The sequence below is a fragment of the Eikenella sp. HMSC061C02 genome (genome assembly GCF_001809035.1).
In the GTDB taxonomy this organism is placed as follows: Bacteria; Pseudomonadota; Gammaproteobacteria; order Burkholderiales; family Neisseriaceae; genus Eikenella; species Eikenella corrodens.
This window is the reverse complement of the sequence record NZ_KV795513.1, coordinates 1-16,157: the sequence shown is the minus strand read 5'-3', so window position 1 is coordinate 16,157 and position 16,157 is coordinate 1. Positions and strand designations below refer to the sequence as shown.

Below are 16,157 nucleotides of genomic sequence, written 5' to 3'. Positions count from 1 at the left end.
GCATCAGAGGAGTTGGATCAGGAATATTGTTGATTGTGCAGCGGTTAGATACAAGCTTTTGCGCCATAAGGCGAGTGCGCCCGATACACGTTGCGGCATATTGTGGCTGTCTGCAATGCGGCGCAAGCCGGTTTGCCGTAAAGTTTGGTCGAAGGCTTCGGGCGTGTAGCGGCCGTCGGCGAAATCTTGGAACACGCGGCGGTCGAACTCGATGCGGATGTAGCAGTATAACAGCGCTGCGGCCACAATCAGCTGCACTGCCGCCCACGCGCCGCCCTGTTGTGCCGACAAAGCCAGCAGCAAGGCATTGAATGCGGCGGTATGGCGGGCGGTGGCGAGCAGGCGAGCGGTAACTAGGCTGTCGGTTGCTGGTATCGTGTTCATGGGTTTTCCTTTTGATCTGCGCCGAAGTTTTTCAGGTAGCCTGCTGCTGCTTCTACTGCCTTGGCCGTTTCCTGCGGCAGCACCATCTGCGGGCGGGCCTGTTTCAGCTCCGCCGTTGCCTGCGCCAAATCCCGGCAGCCGCCGTAAACCAGCAGCCAAGTAAGCACCACCGACGCGCTGCGTCCGTAGCCCAGCGCGCAACAGGTCAGAACCTTGCCGTGTTGCCGGCGCAATGCTTCCAGCAACAAAGCCGCCTGCACCAAATCGTTTTCAGACGGCGCAACCATATCCAATAGCGGCAAAGTGCGGTATGCGCCGTGATAACGAGGACGGGGATATTCGGCGCATACGTCCAATACGGCGGGGAGGCCGTCTGAAATTACCAGGGGTTGCGGAGATTTAGCTTGTGAAGCGGATTTTTGTGGCAAAAAATGGTAGATGCAAGGCAAAAAGCGCAGCAAGGTTGAACATCTTGAGAGCATTTTTAACGCAGCAGATGCCGTTTTTTTCCCAAAAACTCCGCCGCAATGCTGAATCTCCGCAACCCCTGAGATACTGCCAATCCACACATCATCGCGCACCTGCGCCGTCTTCGCCTTGCCACGCAGCCAATAAGCCATGTTCAGCCGCACGCCTGCCAGATAAGGCAGCAGCAAAATCGTTGCCGCCGCCGACAGCCTGCCGTCTGCCTGTTTTTGGAACACCGCGTTGCCGGTCAAATAGGCGAAAGCAACCACCAATAACGATACGCTGACCCACAACATCCACAACCACGCGCCACCGAACAAAGCAGGCAGAGCCGACAATACCGCGCCCGCCAGATACAGCATGGCGATTTTGATTTCGCGGGAACGTGTTTCGGGGGAGATTTTGGCTTTACCGGAACTCAGCTTTGCTTCGCAAGATACCGTTTTCAGGTAGCCTGTTTGTTCAGCTGGCTGTACTACAAACAAATCTCGCCTCTTGAACGGCGATACGCCGTATTGCGGTATTGCCCACAACACCAGCCAGCCCAACAGCGCACCGGTCGGCACGTCGATAAAATGGTGTTGGTAAGTCGTCAGTACCGACAAAGCAATCAGGCTTTGCCACAGCAAAATCGGCAAACGGATTTTAGGAAATCGCGTCCAATAAAATGCACCGACAATGATAGACAGCGCGATATGCAGCGATGGCGCTTGGTTGTACGGCAAGTCAAACGCTACCAACGAATCAAAAAGCCAACCCCACAGTCCGTCGGTAGGCGGCTTCTGCCAGCTGAAATGCAGCGGGAACAGCATGAAGCAAGTGGTAGCAATGATTTGCGCCGCCACCAGCCGTGCGACGTAGCGGTTTTGTTCGCCCGCATCTCGACAAAGGAAAAACGCCGCCGCATACATCAGGTTCAGCGACCAATAAGGCACAATCGTCCACGCCCAAAACGGAATGCCGCGCTCCCACGCAAAAGCGACTTCCGGCACATAGGCCAGCGATGCCGCGTAATGGTTGGACAGGCCGTAGCTGGTGTAGAACAGCGCACCGACCAAGGCAAGCTTGAGTAGAGAGGTTTTCAGGGTGGGTTTCATGGAGTGGATTGTAAACGTTCGGTGCAAATCAGATGAAATCCGCTTTCAATACAAGGCATGCCAATGTGGTGGCAGAAATTAAGTTAATTTTCCATATCAGAAGCATAATATTATTTTACTGTTATATTGGTTGCATATTCTTGCCGGAGGAATACAATAGCGCCCGCTGCCGGGCAGATTATTCATTTGCTTTAGGAGCAGCGCAGGCAGCTTGAGGCTACCTGAAAAATTTCTTGATGCTCAATTAGGAGTCATAACCATTATGAAACTATTATCTGTTGTTACTGCGGCTGCACTGGCTGCCGTTTCCCTGAGTGCTGCGGCTGCGCCCGGCGGCATGGTTTCCTACACCTGCGACAACGGCAAACAGTTGAACGTGTTGTATGAGTTCAACCGCCAAGGCAAGCCGGTAAGCGCTGCGGTGAATGCCGCCGGTACGCAGGTAAACCTGGCTTATAACAGAAGACAGTCCGACAGCACCGGTACCACCTTCAGCAACCGTCGCGGCTACTCTCTGTCTGCCGGCTACATCGACAGAAACACCCACACCACCTCCGATGTGGTGGGTTTGACCGCTCCTGGCGGCCGTTTCGTGGTGAAAAACTGCTCACCTGTGAACGCCAGCAACTAAGATTTTTCGATAAAAGGCCGTCTGATTTTCAGGCGGCCTTTTCTTATTTTATTTTTTCACTGCCAGGCTAACGGTGAAAATACCGTCTTCGTCTATCCATTGGCGGATTTTTTCAAAACCGGCTTGCTCAACCAACTGATCCATTTCCTGCTGGCTGCGGCGGCGCATTACCCAATTGGGGCTGCCCGCTTTGTGGCTGGTCAGCGCGCGCGCAATCATTTCGAGCTGCGGATGCCACGGCTGTCCGGTGTAAATCAGGTAACCACCTGTTTCAATCGCATCGCCGAAGCCGTAGAGCGAGTTCAAAATCAAATCGTTGTCGGCAAACAATTCGTGCAAACCGGAAACAATGCCGAGCGTCGGACGCGGTTGCAAATCCTGATAGTTGGCGCGGTCGTAGGCATTGACTTCGTTAAAAGTAACCGTGTCTTGCAGGCCGCGTTCGGCAATCAGCTTGCGGCCGGCTTCGACGTTAATCGGGCTGTAATCACGCAGGCGCACAGAATCGGGCAACGTGTCGGCAGTCAACGCGTCAAGCACATAGCGGCCGTGTCCCGACGCAATATCGAGAACGTGTACCGGTTTGCCCGCTTCGCGCAGCTTGGCAGAGGCCGTCTGAATCGCTTTGCCGATATTGATTTTGCGTTGACGGATACCGCGCCAGCCGATGGCGTTCAGATAATGTTTGTCCACCGCCACACCAAAGGCATTGCTGCCTTGCGGCTGGTTGCGGTACACATAATCCAGCGTGCTGCCGGAGTCGTAGCCGGTTTCTTTGCCGATTTTCAAACCTTCGCTCCAACGCGCGCCAAGATCGAGGGAGGCGCGGTAAACCGCCCAAAATGCGCCGCGCGGCGACCAGATGGGTAAAGGTGTGGCCAGTTCGTCGGCTTCACGGCGGCTGTCGCCGTGTAGGTGCTCTTGGGTCAGATCAATCGGTAGGGGTGGGTTGTCGAAACGCTGGCGGATAAAGCGGCGCATTTCGACAAAGGCGATTTCACGGTTTTGCTCGCCCAAGGTGTCGTGATAGAAGCCGGGCAGGATATGGCGTTCTTTGATGCGGCTGCTCAGGCGGTTGTAGAAATCGTGTTGCGGTTTGTGGTGAACCACCCAATCGCTGCCTGAAATCAAAAGCTGTACAGGCGTGGTAATGGCTTGCGCGTCGGCGACGACGCGTTCGGCGGCCTCATATAAACCGAGCAGAATGCGCACGGAAATGGCGCGGGTGATGAGCGGATCGTTGTCGTAGCTGGTTTGGCGTTCTTGGTTGTGGGTCAGGTAGTGGGCTTTGACGTAGCTGTTGACAAAGAAATTGCCGCGCCATTTCTGCATGATTTTCAGACCCGTGCGGGCAAAAGGGACGTAGAGTTTGACTTTGAATGCGGGCGATGCCAATACGGCGCAGCGGATTTTCGGCGCGTAGTCGTGCAGCCAAGTGGACACCAATACCGCGCCGACGCTTTGCGCGATCACGCAGATGTTTTCAGGCTTGATGCCGTATTCGCTTTGGATGTGGCGGATAAAGTCGTCCACGTCGGCAACGGAAGTACCGATGCTGGGGCTGTCGCCGCGTTCGCCGGGGCTGTGCCCATGACCGCGCGCGTCCCATGCGAAATAGGCAAAATCGTCGAAACCGAGTTCGTCGGCAACAAACATCATCCGGCCGGAATGCTCGTGGCCGCGATGGAACAACACGATGGCTTTATCGGAAGAGCCGTCGGCAGCGGGGCGGTAGCGGTAGAAAAGTTTGGTGCCGTCTTGGGTGGCGAAGTGTTTTTGCTGTTCCTGCATATGTGTACTCCTTGGTGAGATACATTTTAAAGAGGCTACCTGAAAAGCGGTTTGATGCGTTTTCAGGTAGCCTTTAACAGTTAAGATTGGCTGCCCAAATGTTTATCTGGGCGGGTGAACAGGAAGACGAATAAGGAAGTGAGCGCGCCCAGCGTGTCGGAGAGCATGTCTTTTTGCGCGTCCCAAATATCGCCTTGTGAGCCGAGCACTTCTATGCCGGCCTGGCCGCCGTCGATTACGGCATACTGCCATTCGATGATTTCGTAAGCTGCGGCCACGCTCATGATGAAGAACAGGGAAAAGAATAAGGCAATCGGCACACGGCAGAGTTTGCGGCGCAGCAGCCATTCGGCCATCGGGTAGGCGTAGAAGCCGATGATGTAGTGCCCAACGCGGTCGAAATGGTTGCGTCCTTCGCCCAAAAACGGGGCAAGTAGGCGGTTGGCCCAATCGAAGGGCACGTCGGCGAAGGTGTAGTGTGCGCCAATGGTGTGCATAATCAGCCAAAAGCTCATGAATACATAAGCCAAATTGCTGAAACGGAAGCGGCGGTAAGTGGCGATGAGTGCGACAAATACGGCGGATACGGGGATGATTTCGGCATACCAAACGGCGCGGTCGGACGGGTTGATGCCCGACCAAACGATGAGTGCGGCGATGAAAATGGTGAGGAAGAGGGGGATGATGGGGAAGGATTTTTGCATAGGGTTGATGTGTGGGGATAAATGTTGACCGATTTTAATTTTGTTGGGTGGCTTTCAGGTAGCCTGTATGGGAGGCTACCTGAAAAAATCAATAATTCAAATTCCTTTGAAGATGTTTCAGCATCACAATCACAAACAGGGCGGTTGCGAAGGATAGCATAAACATCAGCACGGCGGCCGGAGTCGAACGCGGGATAGACTGCACGGCCATCACCAGCAACCAAACGGTTGCCCCGGCAAAGGCGAGTGCGGTGGTGCTGAAAAAAGCCACGGCAAACCAAACCCAAATTTTGGTAACGCAGCGTTCAAAGCGGCTGTATTGCCCGCTTTCCCGCACGGCTTCTAAATAGACATCTAAGAAGACCAAGCCCACGCAGATGGCGGCACCCAACCACAACCCTTTGCTGTGCCAACCGGTTATCCCGGCGAAGCGATAAGTGTAGATAGCGATAAGTAGCAGCAAAAATACCGTCCACGCATTGAATACTTTTTTCATGATTGGGTTTTCAGGTAGCCTTTAAGCCGTTGATGATGCGACGATAGCAGGTGTAAGCCAATGCCGCGCAGGCCAGCCACATCAGGGCGTAGAAAGCGATATGGAAACTGCCTACTGCCGCATACCACACCGCCAGCGCGCCGATGAAGAACGCGCGGTCGCTCTTGCCGAACGGGCCGTCATAGTGCCGCCCGTTGCCATGTACCTGCCCCAGCACACCGCAAAATTCCGTCATGGCCGCCAGCCAAATAAACAGGGCGATTTGCACGCCGCCGAAAGGGGCGATGAAGGCAAAAGGCAAATACAGCGCGGCATCGGCGGCTACGTCTGTGATCTCGTTCAGGTAGCCACCCAAGGCTGATTGTTGGCCAAATTCGCGCGCCAGAATGCCGTCCACCGCGTTCAACGCCATGCGCAGAAATAGCCACACGGGCATGAGCCAAAATAACGCGGGAAGGTGCGCCAAGCAAGCCAGCAGCAGCCCGAGCGCAATCGAAACCGTACAGGCGAACACGGTTACCTGATTGGCCGTTACGCCTTTCTGATACAGCCGCCGCACCAGCGGGCGTAATAGGTTTTGGAATTTAGGTTTGAGGGCGTAGATGCTCATGGTATGCGGTCTCAGTGGTGGGGGCGGTTGTATTATAGATGAAAGCAGTAAATGGTTGCTGTCTGTTGTGTATCAAAAAGAAGTAGTTGGTCGTATTTTTGGTAAGTGCTGGTAGCAGGATGGGTACATTTGTCTGAAATGGTACAACTTGGTTTGTAAGCTGATGGATAATGGGGTTTAGGAATTGTCAGGAATTTGTATATAAGGGTAAAATATGCGGATAATTCAACCCGATGGTTTGCTAGTTGGCAGATTGTTGGGGCATCGATAAATAGTTAAGTTTGAAAGCAACACCGCTGGAAAGGGAAAACAAAAATGTTGATGGCGTTTGTATTGGGATTTTGGTGCCTTTGGATGGGTGAGCGCGAGCCGAGCGTTTTGCTGGAAGGCTTTTTCTTTACTGTTATTGCCATTGCGGCAAATGGGTTTATGCAGTGGCAGATGCCTAATACGGATACGGTATGGGCGTTGCAGTGGGGCTTAGTTTGGGCTTGGGCTGCGCTGATGATGTTTGTGGTGGATACTTTCGGCTCAAACTTAGGTATTCGTTTGGTGGTTGCTTTGGTGGCCGGCGGCGGTTACTTTTGGCTGGAGCAAAACGGCTGCGGTTTGGCCGCTGGCTGGTTGGGTGCAGAGGCAAAATGTGTGCGGGAGGCTGTAACAGCTTCACAATTCAGATAAATAGCAAGATATTGGCTGTATTTATAAAGGCTACCTGAAGTTTTAGCTTCGCAGAAACCACGCTGCGTTGCATTCTTTGGTAGCCTTTAGTATAGCGTTGGCGTTATTGCGGTATCTTTGGTGGTTTACTGCTTTGGATGAGCCATATGCTGTCGCTACCAGATACCATTTGTAGCAAAGGCTACCTGAAAATCTACTGGGGTTTCAGGTAGCCTTTTGTTATGCCGAGGAGGTATATATGTGCCGTGATTCGGTTGGTTATTGCTGCCAATTCATGATAGTTTGAATCTGTATCAGGGCAAGACAGCACAAAATAGTCCATATAAAACGGCATAGGCGTTTTCAGGTAGCCTATGCCGTTTTGATGCCTGTCGGAATGAGCAGCTGCTTACACCACAGCTTCTTCTTTCTGCTTCTGCGGTTTGTGGATGTTTTCGCGAGTGAGACCGAAGAAGAGGAGCAGCGGGCTGGCCACCAGTACGGAGGAGTAGATACCGAACACGATACCGATGGTGAGCGCGATGGCAAAGCCGTGCAGGGCGGCACCGCCGAACACCAGCATGGAGACCACCATGGCTTCGGTGGAGCCGTGGGTGATGATGGTGCGGCTCATGGTAGCGGTGATGGCGTTGTCGATAATTTGCGGGATGGTTTTGCCGCGCATGGCGGGCTTGTGGATATTCTCACGGATACGGTCGAATACCACCACCGATTCGTTCACCGAATAGCCGAGCACGGCCAAGATACCGGCCAGCACAGTGAGTGAAAACTCCCATTGGAACAGGGCGAAGCAGCCGAGAATCACCACTACGTCATGCATATTGGCGATGATGGCGGATACGGCGAAACGCCATTCGAAACGCACGGAGAGGTAGATGATGATACCGATCACCACCATGCCCAAGGCCAACAGGCCGTGGGTAACCAGCTCTTCGCCCACTTGCGGGCCGATGAATTCAACCTTGCGCAGGCTGGCGTCGGCATGGTCTTTGCGCAGCAGCTCCAATACGTTGTTGGAGAGCTGGGCAGAGGTCATGTCTTGGCGGTTGGGCAGGCGGATCATCAGCTGCTTGTTGGTGCCCAAACTTTGCACTTGGGCTTCGCCCATTTTGAGTTCGTTCAGGCGCGTGCGCACTTGGTTCGGGTCAGCGCCTTCTTTGGCGTATTGCACTTCGATAACGGTGCCGCCAGTGAACTCAACCGAGTAGTTGAGCCCTTTGGTAACGAGGAAAAACACGGCGGCGATGAAGGTAATCAGCGAAATCAGAGTGGTGATTTTGCCGTAGCTCATGAACGGGATGTCGTGTTTCAAACGGTGGAAGAAATCCATCTTAGTGCTCCTTTGCGGTAGGCAGGGTGATGCCGATGGACAAATTACTCAGTTTGCGGCGGCGGCCATACCATAAGTTGACAAAGGTACGGGAAACCACCACTGATGAGAACATGGAAGTGAGGATACCGATACAGTGCACCACGGCAAAACCGCGCACCGCGCCGGAACCGAACACCAAGAGGGCAATACCGGCAATCAGCGAGGTGATGTTGGAATCGACGATGGTGTCCCAAGCGTGGCGGTAGCCTTCGCTGATGGCCTGCTGCGGGCTCACTCCGTCGCGCAGTTCTTCGCGGATACGCTCGTTAATCAGCACGTTGGAGTCGATGGCCATACCGAGCGTGAGCGCAATGGCCGCAATGCCGGGTAGGGTGAGCGTGGCTTGCAGCAGCGACAAAATCGCAACCAGGAACAATAGGTTGGCGGTGAGCGCCAGTACGGAGAAGATGCCGAACAGGCGGTAGTACACCACCATAAAGGCAGCCACAACCAAGAAGCCCCACAGCGTGGAGTGGAAACCTTTTTGGATATTTTCCTTACCCATAGACGGGCCGATGGTGCGCTCTTCGATGATTTCCATCGGCGCAGCCAGCGAGCCGGCGCGCAGCAGCAGCGCGGTGTCGTTAGCTTCGGCCACGTTCATGCTACCTGAAATCTGCACATTGCCGCCGGGAATCGGTTCGTTGATGGTCGGCGCGGTAACGATTTCGGCTTTACCTTGGTCGATCAGGATCATGGCGGTGCGGCGGCCGACGTTGTTGCGGGTCAGGTCGGCGAAAATGCTGGTGCCGGCGTTATCGAGCTTCAGGTTTACCGACGGGCGGTTGTCGTGGGTGAAGCCGGCTTGGGCATCGTTGATGTTGTCGCCGGTGAATTCCACCTGTTTGCTCACCAACAGCTGGCCACCTTCGGCGGTGGGCAGCAATTCATAGCCGGCCGGCACGTTGCCGGCTTCCGCCTGTTGCAGCAGCGCGGGGTCGTCGGCCACCATGCGTACTTCCAGCGTGGCGGTACGGCCAATGATGTCTTTGGCTTTGGCGGTGTCTTGCACGCCGGGCAGCTGCACCACGATGCGGTCGGGGCCGGCCTGCTGAATAATCGGCTCGGCCACGCCCAATTCGTTCACGCGGTTGTGCAGGGTATTAATATTCTGCTTCACGGCGGCATCGCGGATTTGCGTTTGGGTAGTTTCGGGCAGGCTCACCACCAAGTTGTTGCCGTCAGCCTTCAATTCCACATCCGGTGCGATTTCTTTTAGCTTAGGCAGGGCAGCTTGCAGGGTGGCTGCATCTTGGAAGGGCACAATCAGCGTGTCGCCGCTGCGGCGCATATTGCCGGTGCGGATTTTGTCTTTACGCAGCTGGCGGCGGAAGTCGCCGGAGATGCGGTCGAAGGTTTTGTCCACTGCCGCGTGCATGTCCACGCGCATGGTAAAGTGCACACCGCCGCGCAGGTCGAGGCCGAGGAACATCGGGTTGGCGCCGAGTTTGGTCATCCAGTCGGGCGTATTGGCAATCAAGTTGAGGGCGATGATGTAGTTGTCGCCCAATTTCTGCTCGATCACGTCGCGGGCTTTGCTCTGCAACTCTTCATTGGGCAGACGCACGCGCAGGCTGCCGTCGGCAATAAACATGCCGTTGTGCTGGATGTTGGCTGCCTTCAGCGCCTCTGCCACGGCTTGTTCGGTGGTTTGATCGATGTGGATCGACTGGCGGTTGGTGGAAACCTGCACGGCCGGGGTTTCGCCATAGAGGTTGGGCAGGGCGTAGATGGCGGATACAACGATAACCAGCCCAATCAGCAGGTATTTCCAAAGCGGATAACGGTTCATAACGGGCTTTCAGAAACGGAAAACGGGCAGCATGGCCGGAATGCGGCTGCTGCGCCGTAGGAAAAGGTTAGTTGTCGAGCTTTTTGATGATGGCGTCGCGGTGGAAATCGACCACGGTGTTGGGGGCAACTTCTAGGCCGATGATTTCTTCGCCGATTTTGGAAACTTTGCCGATCATGCCTGCACCGGTCATCACTTTGTCGCCTTTTTTCAGTTCGCTGAGCATCTCGCGGCGGCGCTTCTCGTCACGCTGTTTCGGCCGGAGAATCATGAAGTAGAGCATGGCGAAGAGGAAAATCAGCGGGAGGAAACTCTGAATGGTACTCATCAGGTCGGGCTGGGCCGCGGCGGCGAGTGGGAAATGCAACATGGGGCAAGACTCCAAAAAGAAAAATGAAAGTGTGCCATTGTAAACGGGCGGCGGGGTTTTTCCAACCCGTGCAACAGAAATTTAAGCGAGGTTGCCATAGGGCTGGAGAATTTTGTGGTGGGAGGGTGTCGGGCGGGCTGAAATTTTGTTGGGTTGGGTTTTATCCCTATCCCTATCAGCGGTATTAACACAGGCTACCTGAAACAATCTGCGATATTGCGGATAGGGGTTTCAGGTAGCCTGTTAGATTTTCAGGTAGCCTTCCTAAGCGGTGGAAAGGCTACCTGAAAATATTCCTGCGCGGGTTTGGCTAATCTAAGGCCAAATGCTGTGCGCTCACACCTTCGGGTGATACGACAAGGCAACCGCCTTCTTTGCCATACCAGTCTTGCAGCACAAAGCGGGTGAAGCTTTGGCCGTTGGGCAGGGTGTGCTGGTGGGTGGCTGGGCGGTGAGTGTGGCCGTGGATAAGATCAGCACCGGGGTGTTGCGCCATCAGGGCGGATACCGCTTCTTCGGTTACGTCGGAAACGGCGCTTTTGCCGTTTTCGGCTTTGCCGCGTTCGCTCATCTGGCGGATTTGCTGCGCCAGCAGGCGGCGTTCAGCCAGGGGCTTGGCGAGGATGACGGCCTGCCATTGCGGCTGGCGCGATTGGGCGCGGAACTGCATATAGGGCAGGTCGGCGGTGCAGAGTTCGTCGCCGTGGGTGAGCAGGTAGGGACGGCCGTAGAGGATAATAGGATGCTGCTCGGGCAGCAGGGTCATGCCGCTGCGGCTGGCGAAGTCTTGGCCGAGCAGGAAATCGCGGTTGCCGGGGATGAAATACACGGGTTTGTGTTGGGCGAATGCTTTTAATTCGGCGGCGATATGGTCGTTAAAGGGAGAGTGATCATCGTCGCCCACCCAGGCGTCGAACAGGTCGCCGAGGATGTAGAGGGCATCGGCCGTGTTTTGCCATTGGTGCAGCTGGCGCAGGAAGAGTTTGGTGAGCTCGGGGCTGTGCTCGGAGAGATGGAGGTCGGCGATAAAGATGGTTTGGTTCATGATTCAGGCGAAAATTTCGGAATAGCGTTCGGGGGAAAAGCCGATGTGGACGCGGCCTTGGTGTTCGAGCACGGGGCGTTTGATTACGGAGGGCTGTGCCTGCATCAGGGCGATGGCGCCTTCGCGGCTGTCGGCGGCAGCTTGTTCGGCCGGGCTGAGTTTGCGCCAGGTGGTGCCTTTGCGGTTGATGAGAACGTCTGCATCAACGGCGTCGAGCCAGCGGGCGAGCTGTTCGGGCGCGGGGGCTTCGGTTTTGAAATTAACGAAGGCGTGGGGCACTTGTTTTTCGTCTAGCCAGGCGCGGGCTTTTTTCACGGTGGCGCAGTTGGGGATGCCGTAGAGGGTGGTCATTATTGTGTATAATCCTTGCCGATTGAAACGCCCGCCATTGTACGGGTAGGATGTTTTTTTGTCATGGCATGGCATAGGCTGTGCCGGATATATTTGATTGTGGAGAATTTATGAAACATTGGATATGGGCGGCCTTGGCTGCCGGGCTGCTGGCCGGTTGCGGCGCGCAGGAAGCTGGCAAGGGGCAGTTTCGAGATGTGCTGGCGCGCTATGCGGCGGCAAATGAAGTGTGCCTGCCGCTGGCTTTGGATGCCGACGGGGCGGCGCCGCTGCTGGGTTCGGAGCGGATTGTGTTGCCGCGCCGCGATACGGAAGACAAACGCATCAACGAAGCGGCCATCAAACAGATGCGGGCTTTGGAGAGTGCCGGATTATATGAGCGCTTGAAAGAGGGAGATGACGATGTGGCGTTGGTTTTCGTGCTCACCGAAAGCGGGCGTAAACATACCCGCGCCGGCTTAAATGGGCCGCTGTTCTGCTTGGGGCATGAGCATGTGGATAAAGTGCAGTACTACACTGAGCCGGCTACCAATGCTGCCGGCCTCACCGTATCCCGCGTGGTATATGAGGGCAGCATCACGATGGATGGCTGGGCAAAACGTCTAGTGCGCCAGGGCAGCGAAGCCTGGCAGAAACGCCTGCCGCTGAAACGGGTGGAACAGGCCACGCTGGTAAAAACCAACGACGGCTGGCGCGATATGCGTGAACTGCCGCCCGCCGAAGGCGTGGCGCAGACCGCGCAGTAGCAAAGGTTTCAGGCTACCTGAAAATAGAATGGCACACTAAAACGGCGGCATGGAAATGTCGCCGTGTGTTTTTCTAAGTGAGATGTCGGACTCAAGAATCCGATCTGCGGCTGTCATGCAGCTTTCAGGTAGCCTTTATAGTGCTGCTTTAAAACGTTTTTTGCGAATCCAGCAAAATGGTTACCGGCCCGTCGTTGCACAGGCTGACCAGCATGTGGGTGCGGAAGCGGCCTTCGGCCACGTTCACGCCGTGGCCGCGTAAGAGTGTGGCCACTTGCTGATACAGCGCTTCGGCCTGTTCTGGGCGGGCGGCTTGGGTGAAGGAGGGGCGGCGGCCGTTTCGGGCGTCGCCGTAGAGGGTGAATTGCGATACCAGCAGCACTTCGCCGCCGGTGTCTTTCACCGACAGATTGAGTTTGCCGGCTTCGTCTTCAAAGATGCGCAGGTGGGCGATTTTATCGGCGATATAGCGGGCGTCGGCCTCGCTGTCTTCGCCGCCCACACCAAGCAGTACGCACAGGCCGTGGGGAATTTGGCTGAACGGTGCATCGGGCGCATCGGCGGCGGCGATGTGGGCATGGCTGACTTTTTGGATAACGGCACGCATGGTTTCAGGTAGCCTTTCTGGTGGTTCCCAAGAGGTAGGGTGCGGCTTGGCCTTGTATGCTGCTTACGGCTTGCCGCTTGGTTGCCTGCCTATTGCTGGGATGATGGTTTAGGGCGGATAGGATAAACAAAAGGCTACCTGAAAATTGATGCGCTCTATTTTCAGGTAGCCTTTTCTCGGCGGGCGCTTAAGCCTCGCCTTGTTCTTGGCTCGGGCTTTCGGCTGAGGTTTGGGTTTCGGCGGCTTGTGCTTCGTCTTCCTCTTCTTCGGCTACGCGCTCGAGGCTGACGAGGGTTTCGCCTTCGTCCAGGTTAATCAGCTTCACGCCGGCGGCGGCGCGGCCGGTTTCGCGGATTTGTTCCACCTTGGTGCGGATGAGTACGCCGCCGCTGGTAATCAGCATCAGGTCGTCACTTTCGCTCACCAGGGTGGCGGCCACTAGGTCGCCGTTGCGCTCGCCGGTGTTGATGGCGATATTGCCTTGACCGCCTTTGTTTTTGCGGCTGTAACTGGCAATCGGGGTGCGTTTGCCGTAGCCGTTGGCGGTGGCGGTGAGCACTTGCAGTTCGCTCTGTTCGCACTCGGGGGCGAAGGTGATAAGGCTGACGATGCGGCCGTTTTCGGGCAGTCTCATGCCGCGCAGGCCGCCGCTGCCGCGGCCGCTGGGGCGTACGCCGTGTTTGCCGCTGATGGGGGCACTTTCGGCGTTGTCGTCTTCCTGGCTACCTGAAATTTCGGTGTCGTTGTCGTCGCCGGTTTCTTCATCGTCGCTGCTGCGCTCCCAATATTCGTTGAAGCGGATGGCTTTGCCGAGGTTGGAGAAGAGCATGATGTCGTTGCGGCCGGAGGTGCGCGCTACACCCACCAGGCTATCGCCTTCTTTGAGGGCGATGGCTTTGATGCCAACTTTGCTCACGTTTTTAAACGCAGAAAGTTGCACTTTTTTCACCACGCCCATAGCGGTGGCGAAGAAAACGTATTCGTCTTCGGGGAAGTCGCGCACGGGCAGGATGGCGGAGACTTTTTCGTTTTCGTCCAGCTGGATAACGTTGTTGATCGGGCGGCCGCGCGAGTTGCGCCCGCCTTCGGGCAGTTTATATACCTTAATCCAGTGGCAGCGGCCGTGGTTGGTGAAGCACATCAGGTAGTCGTGGGTGTTGGCCACAAACAGGGTTTCGATGAAGTCTTCGTCTTTGGTGGCGGCGGCCTGCTTGCCGCGACCGCCGCGCCGCTGGGCTTGGTAGTCGGTGGTGGGCTGGGTTTTGATATAGCCGCCGTGGGTGAGGGTAACCACCATTTCGCGCGGCGGAATCAGGTCTTCATCGGCGATGTCGCCGCCGAACGGGTTGATTTCGCTGCGGCGCGGGTCGCCGAAGTTGGTTTTGATTTCGATGAGCTCGTCATGGATGATTTGGGTGATGCGTTCGGGCTTAGCCAAAATATCCAGGAAATCGATAATCTGCGCCATGATGGTTTTGTAGTCGGCGAGGATGGTGTCTTGGTCGAGGCCGGTGAGGTTGCGCAGGCTCATGCGCAGGATGGCGTCGGCTTGCAAGTCGCTCAAATAATAGCCGTCTTCGCGCAGGCCGAGGTTTTCAGGTAGCCCTTCGGGGCGCGCCATGTTTAAATCCAAATCGGTGCGGCTGAGCATATCGCCCACTAGGCCGGACTGCCACGGCCGCGCCAGCAGTTTGGCTTTGGCTTCGGCGGCATCAGCGGATTCTTTGATGAGCTGAATCATCGGGTCGATATTGGAAAGCGCCACGGCTTTGCCTTCGGCGATGTGGCCTTCGTGCCGCGCTTTTTTCAGGCGGAATAAGGTGCGGCGGGTAACCACTTCGCGGCGGTGGCGCAGGAATTCGGCCAGAATCTGCTTTAAATTCAACAGGCGCGGCTGGCCGTCGACCAGGGCCACCATATTGATGCCGAAGCTGTCTTGCAGCTGGGTGAGTTTGTAGAGCTGGTTGAGCACGACTTCGGCGTTTTCATTACGCTTCAGTTCGATGACCACGCGCATACCGGATTTGTCGGATTCGTCGCGCAAATCGGAAATGCCTTCCAGCGTTTTCTCGCGCACCAGCTCGCCGATTTTTTCCACCAGCTTGGCTTTGTTTACCTGATAGGGGATTTCATCGATGATGATGGCTTCGCGCTCGCCGTGTTTACCGATGGGCTCGATGTGGGTTTTGCCGCGCATCACCACGCGGCCGCGGCCGGTGCGGTAGCCTTCGCGCACGCCGGCGAGGCCATAAATGGTGGCGCCGGTGGGGAAGTCTGGGGCTTTGATGGTGTCGATGAGCGCGTCGATAGACGTGTCGGGATCGGCCAAGAGTTGCAGGCAGGCATCCACCGTGTCGCCTAAATTGTGCGGCGGGATGTTGGTGGCCATGCCCACGGCAATACCGGCCGAACCGTTGGTCAGCAGGGCGGGGAAGCGGGTGGGCATCACCAGCGGCTCTTGTTCGCTGCCGTCGTAGTTCGGGCCGAAGTTTACGGTATCTTCTTCAATGTCGGCCAGCATTTCGTGGGCGATTTTCGCCATGCGGATTTCGGTGTAACGCATGGCTGCCGCGCCGTCGCCGTCCACCGAGCCGAAGTTGCCCTGGCCGTCTACCAGCATATAGCGCATGGAGAAGGGCTGCGCCATGCGCACGATGGTGTCGTACACCGCGGAATCGCCGTGCGGATGGTATTTACCGATAACGTCGCCCACGATACGGGCGGATTTTTTATAAGACGAGTTCCAATTGTTTTTCAACTCGTGCATGGCGTAGAGCACGCGGCGGTGCACGGGTTTCAGGCCGTCGCGTACATCGGGCAGCGCGCGGCCGACGATTACAGACATGGCGTAATCGAGATAGCTTTTGCGCATTTCCTCTTCGAGGCTGACGGGGATAGTTTCTTTGGCAAACCGGTGGTCGTGGGTGCTGCTCATGGAGATTTAAAGCCCAATCGATTAAAACGCGTTATTTTATCACATAATCAATCATCAAGACGGCTGCCATAGATAAA

The 16,157-nt window shown here is 56.0% G+C and carries 16 protein-coding genes; 3 read left to right on the top strand and 13 right to left on the bottom strand.

The annotated features are described in order from the left end of the window. Positions 1-3 precede the first annotated feature (3 nt). A complete protein-coding gene (locus tag HMPREF2541_RS01575; RefSeq protein WP_070541380.1) occupies positions 4-384 on the bottom strand; it encodes a hypothetical protein in 381 nt (126 codons plus the stop codon). Further along, entirely contained in the window at positions 381-1,949 is a 1,569-nt protein-coding gene (locus HMPREF2541_RS01570; protein WP_003824863.1) for a phosphatase PAP2/dual specificity phosphatase family protein, read from the bottom strand. Before HMPREF2541_RS01570 ends, HMPREF2541_RS01575 begins: the two co-directional genes overlap by 4 nt. A 262-nt stretch (positions 1,950-2,211) precedes the next feature. On the opposite strand from HMPREF2541_RS01570, the gene HMPREF2541_RS01565 reads away from it, so the two are divergent. Further along, positions 2,212-2,580, top strand: coding sequence for an ACP-like domain-containing protein (locus tag HMPREF2541_RS01565; protein WP_003824865.1), 369 nt, complete (start codon positions 2,212-2,214; stop codon positions 2,578-2,580). Positions 2,581-2,628: 48 nt separating this feature from the next. Here HMPREF2541_RS01565 and HMPREF2541_RS01560 read toward each other — a convergent pair whose 3' ends face one another. The 4 genes from HMPREF2541_RS01560 to HMPREF2541_RS01545 form a co-directional block, all read right to left on the bottom strand. Next, the gene (locus tag HMPREF2541_RS01560; protein ID WP_064088046.1) at positions 2,629-4,371 is read right to left on the bottom strand and encodes a bifunctional alpha/beta hydrolase/class I SAM-dependent methyltransferase; all 1,743 of its coding nucleotides are present in this window, start codon (positions 4,369-4,371) and stop codon (positions 2,629-2,631) included. Positions 4,372-4,451: 80 nt separating this feature from the next. Beyond that, a complete protein-coding gene (locus HMPREF2541_RS01555) occupies positions 4,452-5,075 on the bottom strand; it encodes a DUF2238 domain-containing protein (protein ID WP_003824867.1) in 624 nt (207 codons plus the stop codon). 88 nt (positions 5,076-5,163) lie between these two features. Further along, positions 5,164-5,571, bottom strand: coding sequence for a hypothetical protein (locus HMPREF2541_RS01550; RefSeq protein WP_003824868.1), 408 nt, complete (start codon positions 5,569-5,571; stop codon positions 5,164-5,166). Positions 5,572-5,581: 10 nt separating this feature from the next. Then, entirely contained in the window at positions 5,582-6,181 is a 600-nt protein-coding gene (locus HMPREF2541_RS01545) for a CDP-alcohol phosphatidyltransferase family protein (RefSeq protein ID WP_070541378.1), read from the bottom strand. Between the two features lie 378 nt (positions 6,182-6,559). Between HMPREF2541_RS01545 and HMPREF2541_RS01540 the strand changes: the two genes are divergently transcribed. After that, positions 6,560-6,862 carry a diacylglyceryl transferase gene (locus HMPREF2541_RS01540; protein WP_240127242.1) on the top strand — a complete coding sequence of 101 codons (303 nt, stop codon included), beginning with the start codon at positions 6,560-6,562 and terminating at the stop codon, positions 6,860-6,862. Between the two features lie 388 nt (positions 6,863-7,250). On the opposite strand, the gene secF is transcribed toward HMPREF2541_RS01540, so the two are convergent. From secF to HMPREF2541_RS01515, 5 genes are all read right to left on the bottom strand, one after another. Further along, positions 7,251-8,192 (bottom strand): protein translocase subunit SecF, encoded by a 942-nt coding sequence (gene secF, locus HMPREF2541_RS01535; RefSeq protein ID WP_003824873.1) that lies wholly within the window; start codon positions 8,190-8,192, stop codon positions 7,251-7,253. 1 nt (position 8,193) lies between these two features. Continuing rightward, positions 8,194-10,026, bottom strand: coding sequence for a protein translocase subunit SecD (gene secD / locus HMPREF2541_RS01530; protein ID WP_064088041.1), 1,833 nt, complete (start codon positions 10,024-10,026; stop codon positions 8,194-8,196). A 67-nt stretch (positions 10,027-10,093) separates the two neighbouring features. Continuing rightward, positions 10,094-10,396, bottom strand: a complete 303-nt coding sequence (gene yajC, locus HMPREF2541_RS01525; protein ID WP_003824876.1) for a preprotein translocase subunit YajC — start codon at positions 10,394-10,396, stop codon at positions 10,094-10,096. A 310-nt stretch (positions 10,397-10,706) separates the two neighbouring features. Next, complete coding sequence (locus tag HMPREF2541_RS01520; RefSeq protein WP_003824878.1) at positions 10,707-11,441, bottom strand: UDP-2,3-diacylglucosamine diphosphatase; 735 nt, start codon at positions 11,439-11,441, stop codon at positions 10,707-10,709. 3 nt (positions 11,442-11,444) lie between these two features. Further along, complete coding sequence (locus HMPREF2541_RS01515; RefSeq protein WP_003824879.1) at positions 11,445-11,792, bottom strand: arsenate reductase; 348 nt, start codon at positions 11,790-11,792, stop codon at positions 11,445-11,447. Between the two features lie 110 nt (positions 11,793-11,902). Between HMPREF2541_RS01515 and HMPREF2541_RS01510 the strand changes: the two genes are divergently transcribed. Continuing rightward, the gene (locus tag HMPREF2541_RS01510; RefSeq protein WP_049257767.1) at positions 11,903-12,538 is read left to right on the top strand and encodes a hypothetical protein; all 636 of its coding nucleotides are present in this window, start codon (positions 11,903-11,905) and stop codon (positions 12,536-12,538) included. Between the two features lie 148 nt (positions 12,539-12,686). On the opposite strand, the gene dtd is transcribed toward HMPREF2541_RS01510, so the two are convergent. Both dtd and gyrA read right to left on the bottom strand, forming a co-directional pair. Beyond that, a complete protein-coding gene (gene dtd, locus HMPREF2541_RS01505) occupies positions 12,687-13,145 on the bottom strand; it encodes a D-aminoacyl-tRNA deacylase (RefSeq protein WP_003824881.1) in 459 nt (152 codons plus the stop codon). A 187-nt stretch (positions 13,146-13,332) separates the two neighbouring features. Next, positions 13,333-16,080 carry a DNA gyrase subunit A gene (gene gyrA / locus HMPREF2541_RS01500; protein ID WP_064088040.1) on the bottom strand — a complete coding sequence of 916 codons (2,748 nt, stop codon included), beginning with the start codon at positions 16,078-16,080 and terminating at the stop codon, positions 13,333-13,335. Between the last annotated feature and the right edge of the window lie 77 nt (positions 16,081-16,157).

Excerpts from the sequence above, each read along its gene's own strand:
- HMPREF2541_RS01575 (WP_070541380.1), bottom strand. The coding sequence starts at position 384 with ATGAACACGATACCAGCAACCGACAGCCTAGTTACCGCTCGCCTGCTC.
- HMPREF2541_RS01545 (WP_070541378.1), bottom strand. The coding sequence starts at position 6,181 with ATGAGCATCTACGCCCTCAAACCTAAATTCCAAAACCTATTACGCCCG.
- HMPREF2541_RS01560 (WP_064088046.1), bottom strand. The coding sequence starts at position 4,371 with ATGCAGGAACAGCAAAAACACTTCGCCACCCAAGACGGCACCAAACTT.
- yajC (WP_003824876.1), bottom strand. The coding sequence starts at position 10,396 with ATGTTGCATTTCCCACTCGCCGCCGCGGCCCAGCCCGACCTGATGAGT.
- HMPREF2541_RS01520 (WP_003824878.1), bottom strand. The coding sequence starts at position 11,441 with ATGAACCAAACCATCTTTATCGCCGACCTCCATCTCTCCGAGCACAGC.
- HMPREF2541_RS01570 (WP_003824863.1), bottom strand. The coding sequence starts at position 1,949 with ATGAAACCCACCCTGAAAACCTCTCTACTCAAGCTTGCCTTGGTCGGT.
- HMPREF2541_RS01510 (WP_049257767.1), top strand. The coding sequence starts at position 11,903 with ATGAAACATTGGATATGGGCGGCCTTGGCTGCCGGGCTGCTGGCCGGT.
- dtd (WP_003824881.1), bottom strand. The coding sequence starts at position 13,145 with ATGCGTGCCGTTATCCAAAAAGTCAGCCATGCCCACATCGCCGCCGCC.
- HMPREF2541_RS01565 (WP_003824865.1), top strand. The coding sequence starts at position 2,212 with ATGAAACTATTATCTGTTGTTACTGCGGCTGCACTGGCTGCCGTTTCC.
- secF (WP_003824873.1), bottom strand. The coding sequence starts at position 8,192 with ATGGATTTCTTCCACCGTTTGAAACACGACATCCCGTTCATGAGCTAC.
- gyrA (WP_064088040.1), bottom strand. The coding sequence starts at position 16,080 with ATGAGCAGCACCCACGACCACCGGTTTGCCAAAGAAACTATCCCCGTC.
- secD (WP_064088041.1), bottom strand. The coding sequence starts at position 10,026 with ATGAACCGTTATCCGCTTTGGAAATACCTGCTGATTGGGCTGGTTATC.
- HMPREF2541_RS01555 (WP_003824867.1), bottom strand. The coding sequence starts at position 5,075 with ATGCAAAAATCCTTCCCCATCATCCCCCTCTTCCTCACCATTTTCATC.
- HMPREF2541_RS01550 (WP_003824868.1), bottom strand. The coding sequence starts at position 5,571 with ATGAAAAAAGTATTCAATGCGTGGACGGTATTTTTGCTGCTACTTATC.
- HMPREF2541_RS01515 (WP_003824879.1), bottom strand. The coding sequence starts at position 11,792 with ATGACCACCCTCTACGGCATCCCCAACTGCGCCACCGTGAAAAAAGCC.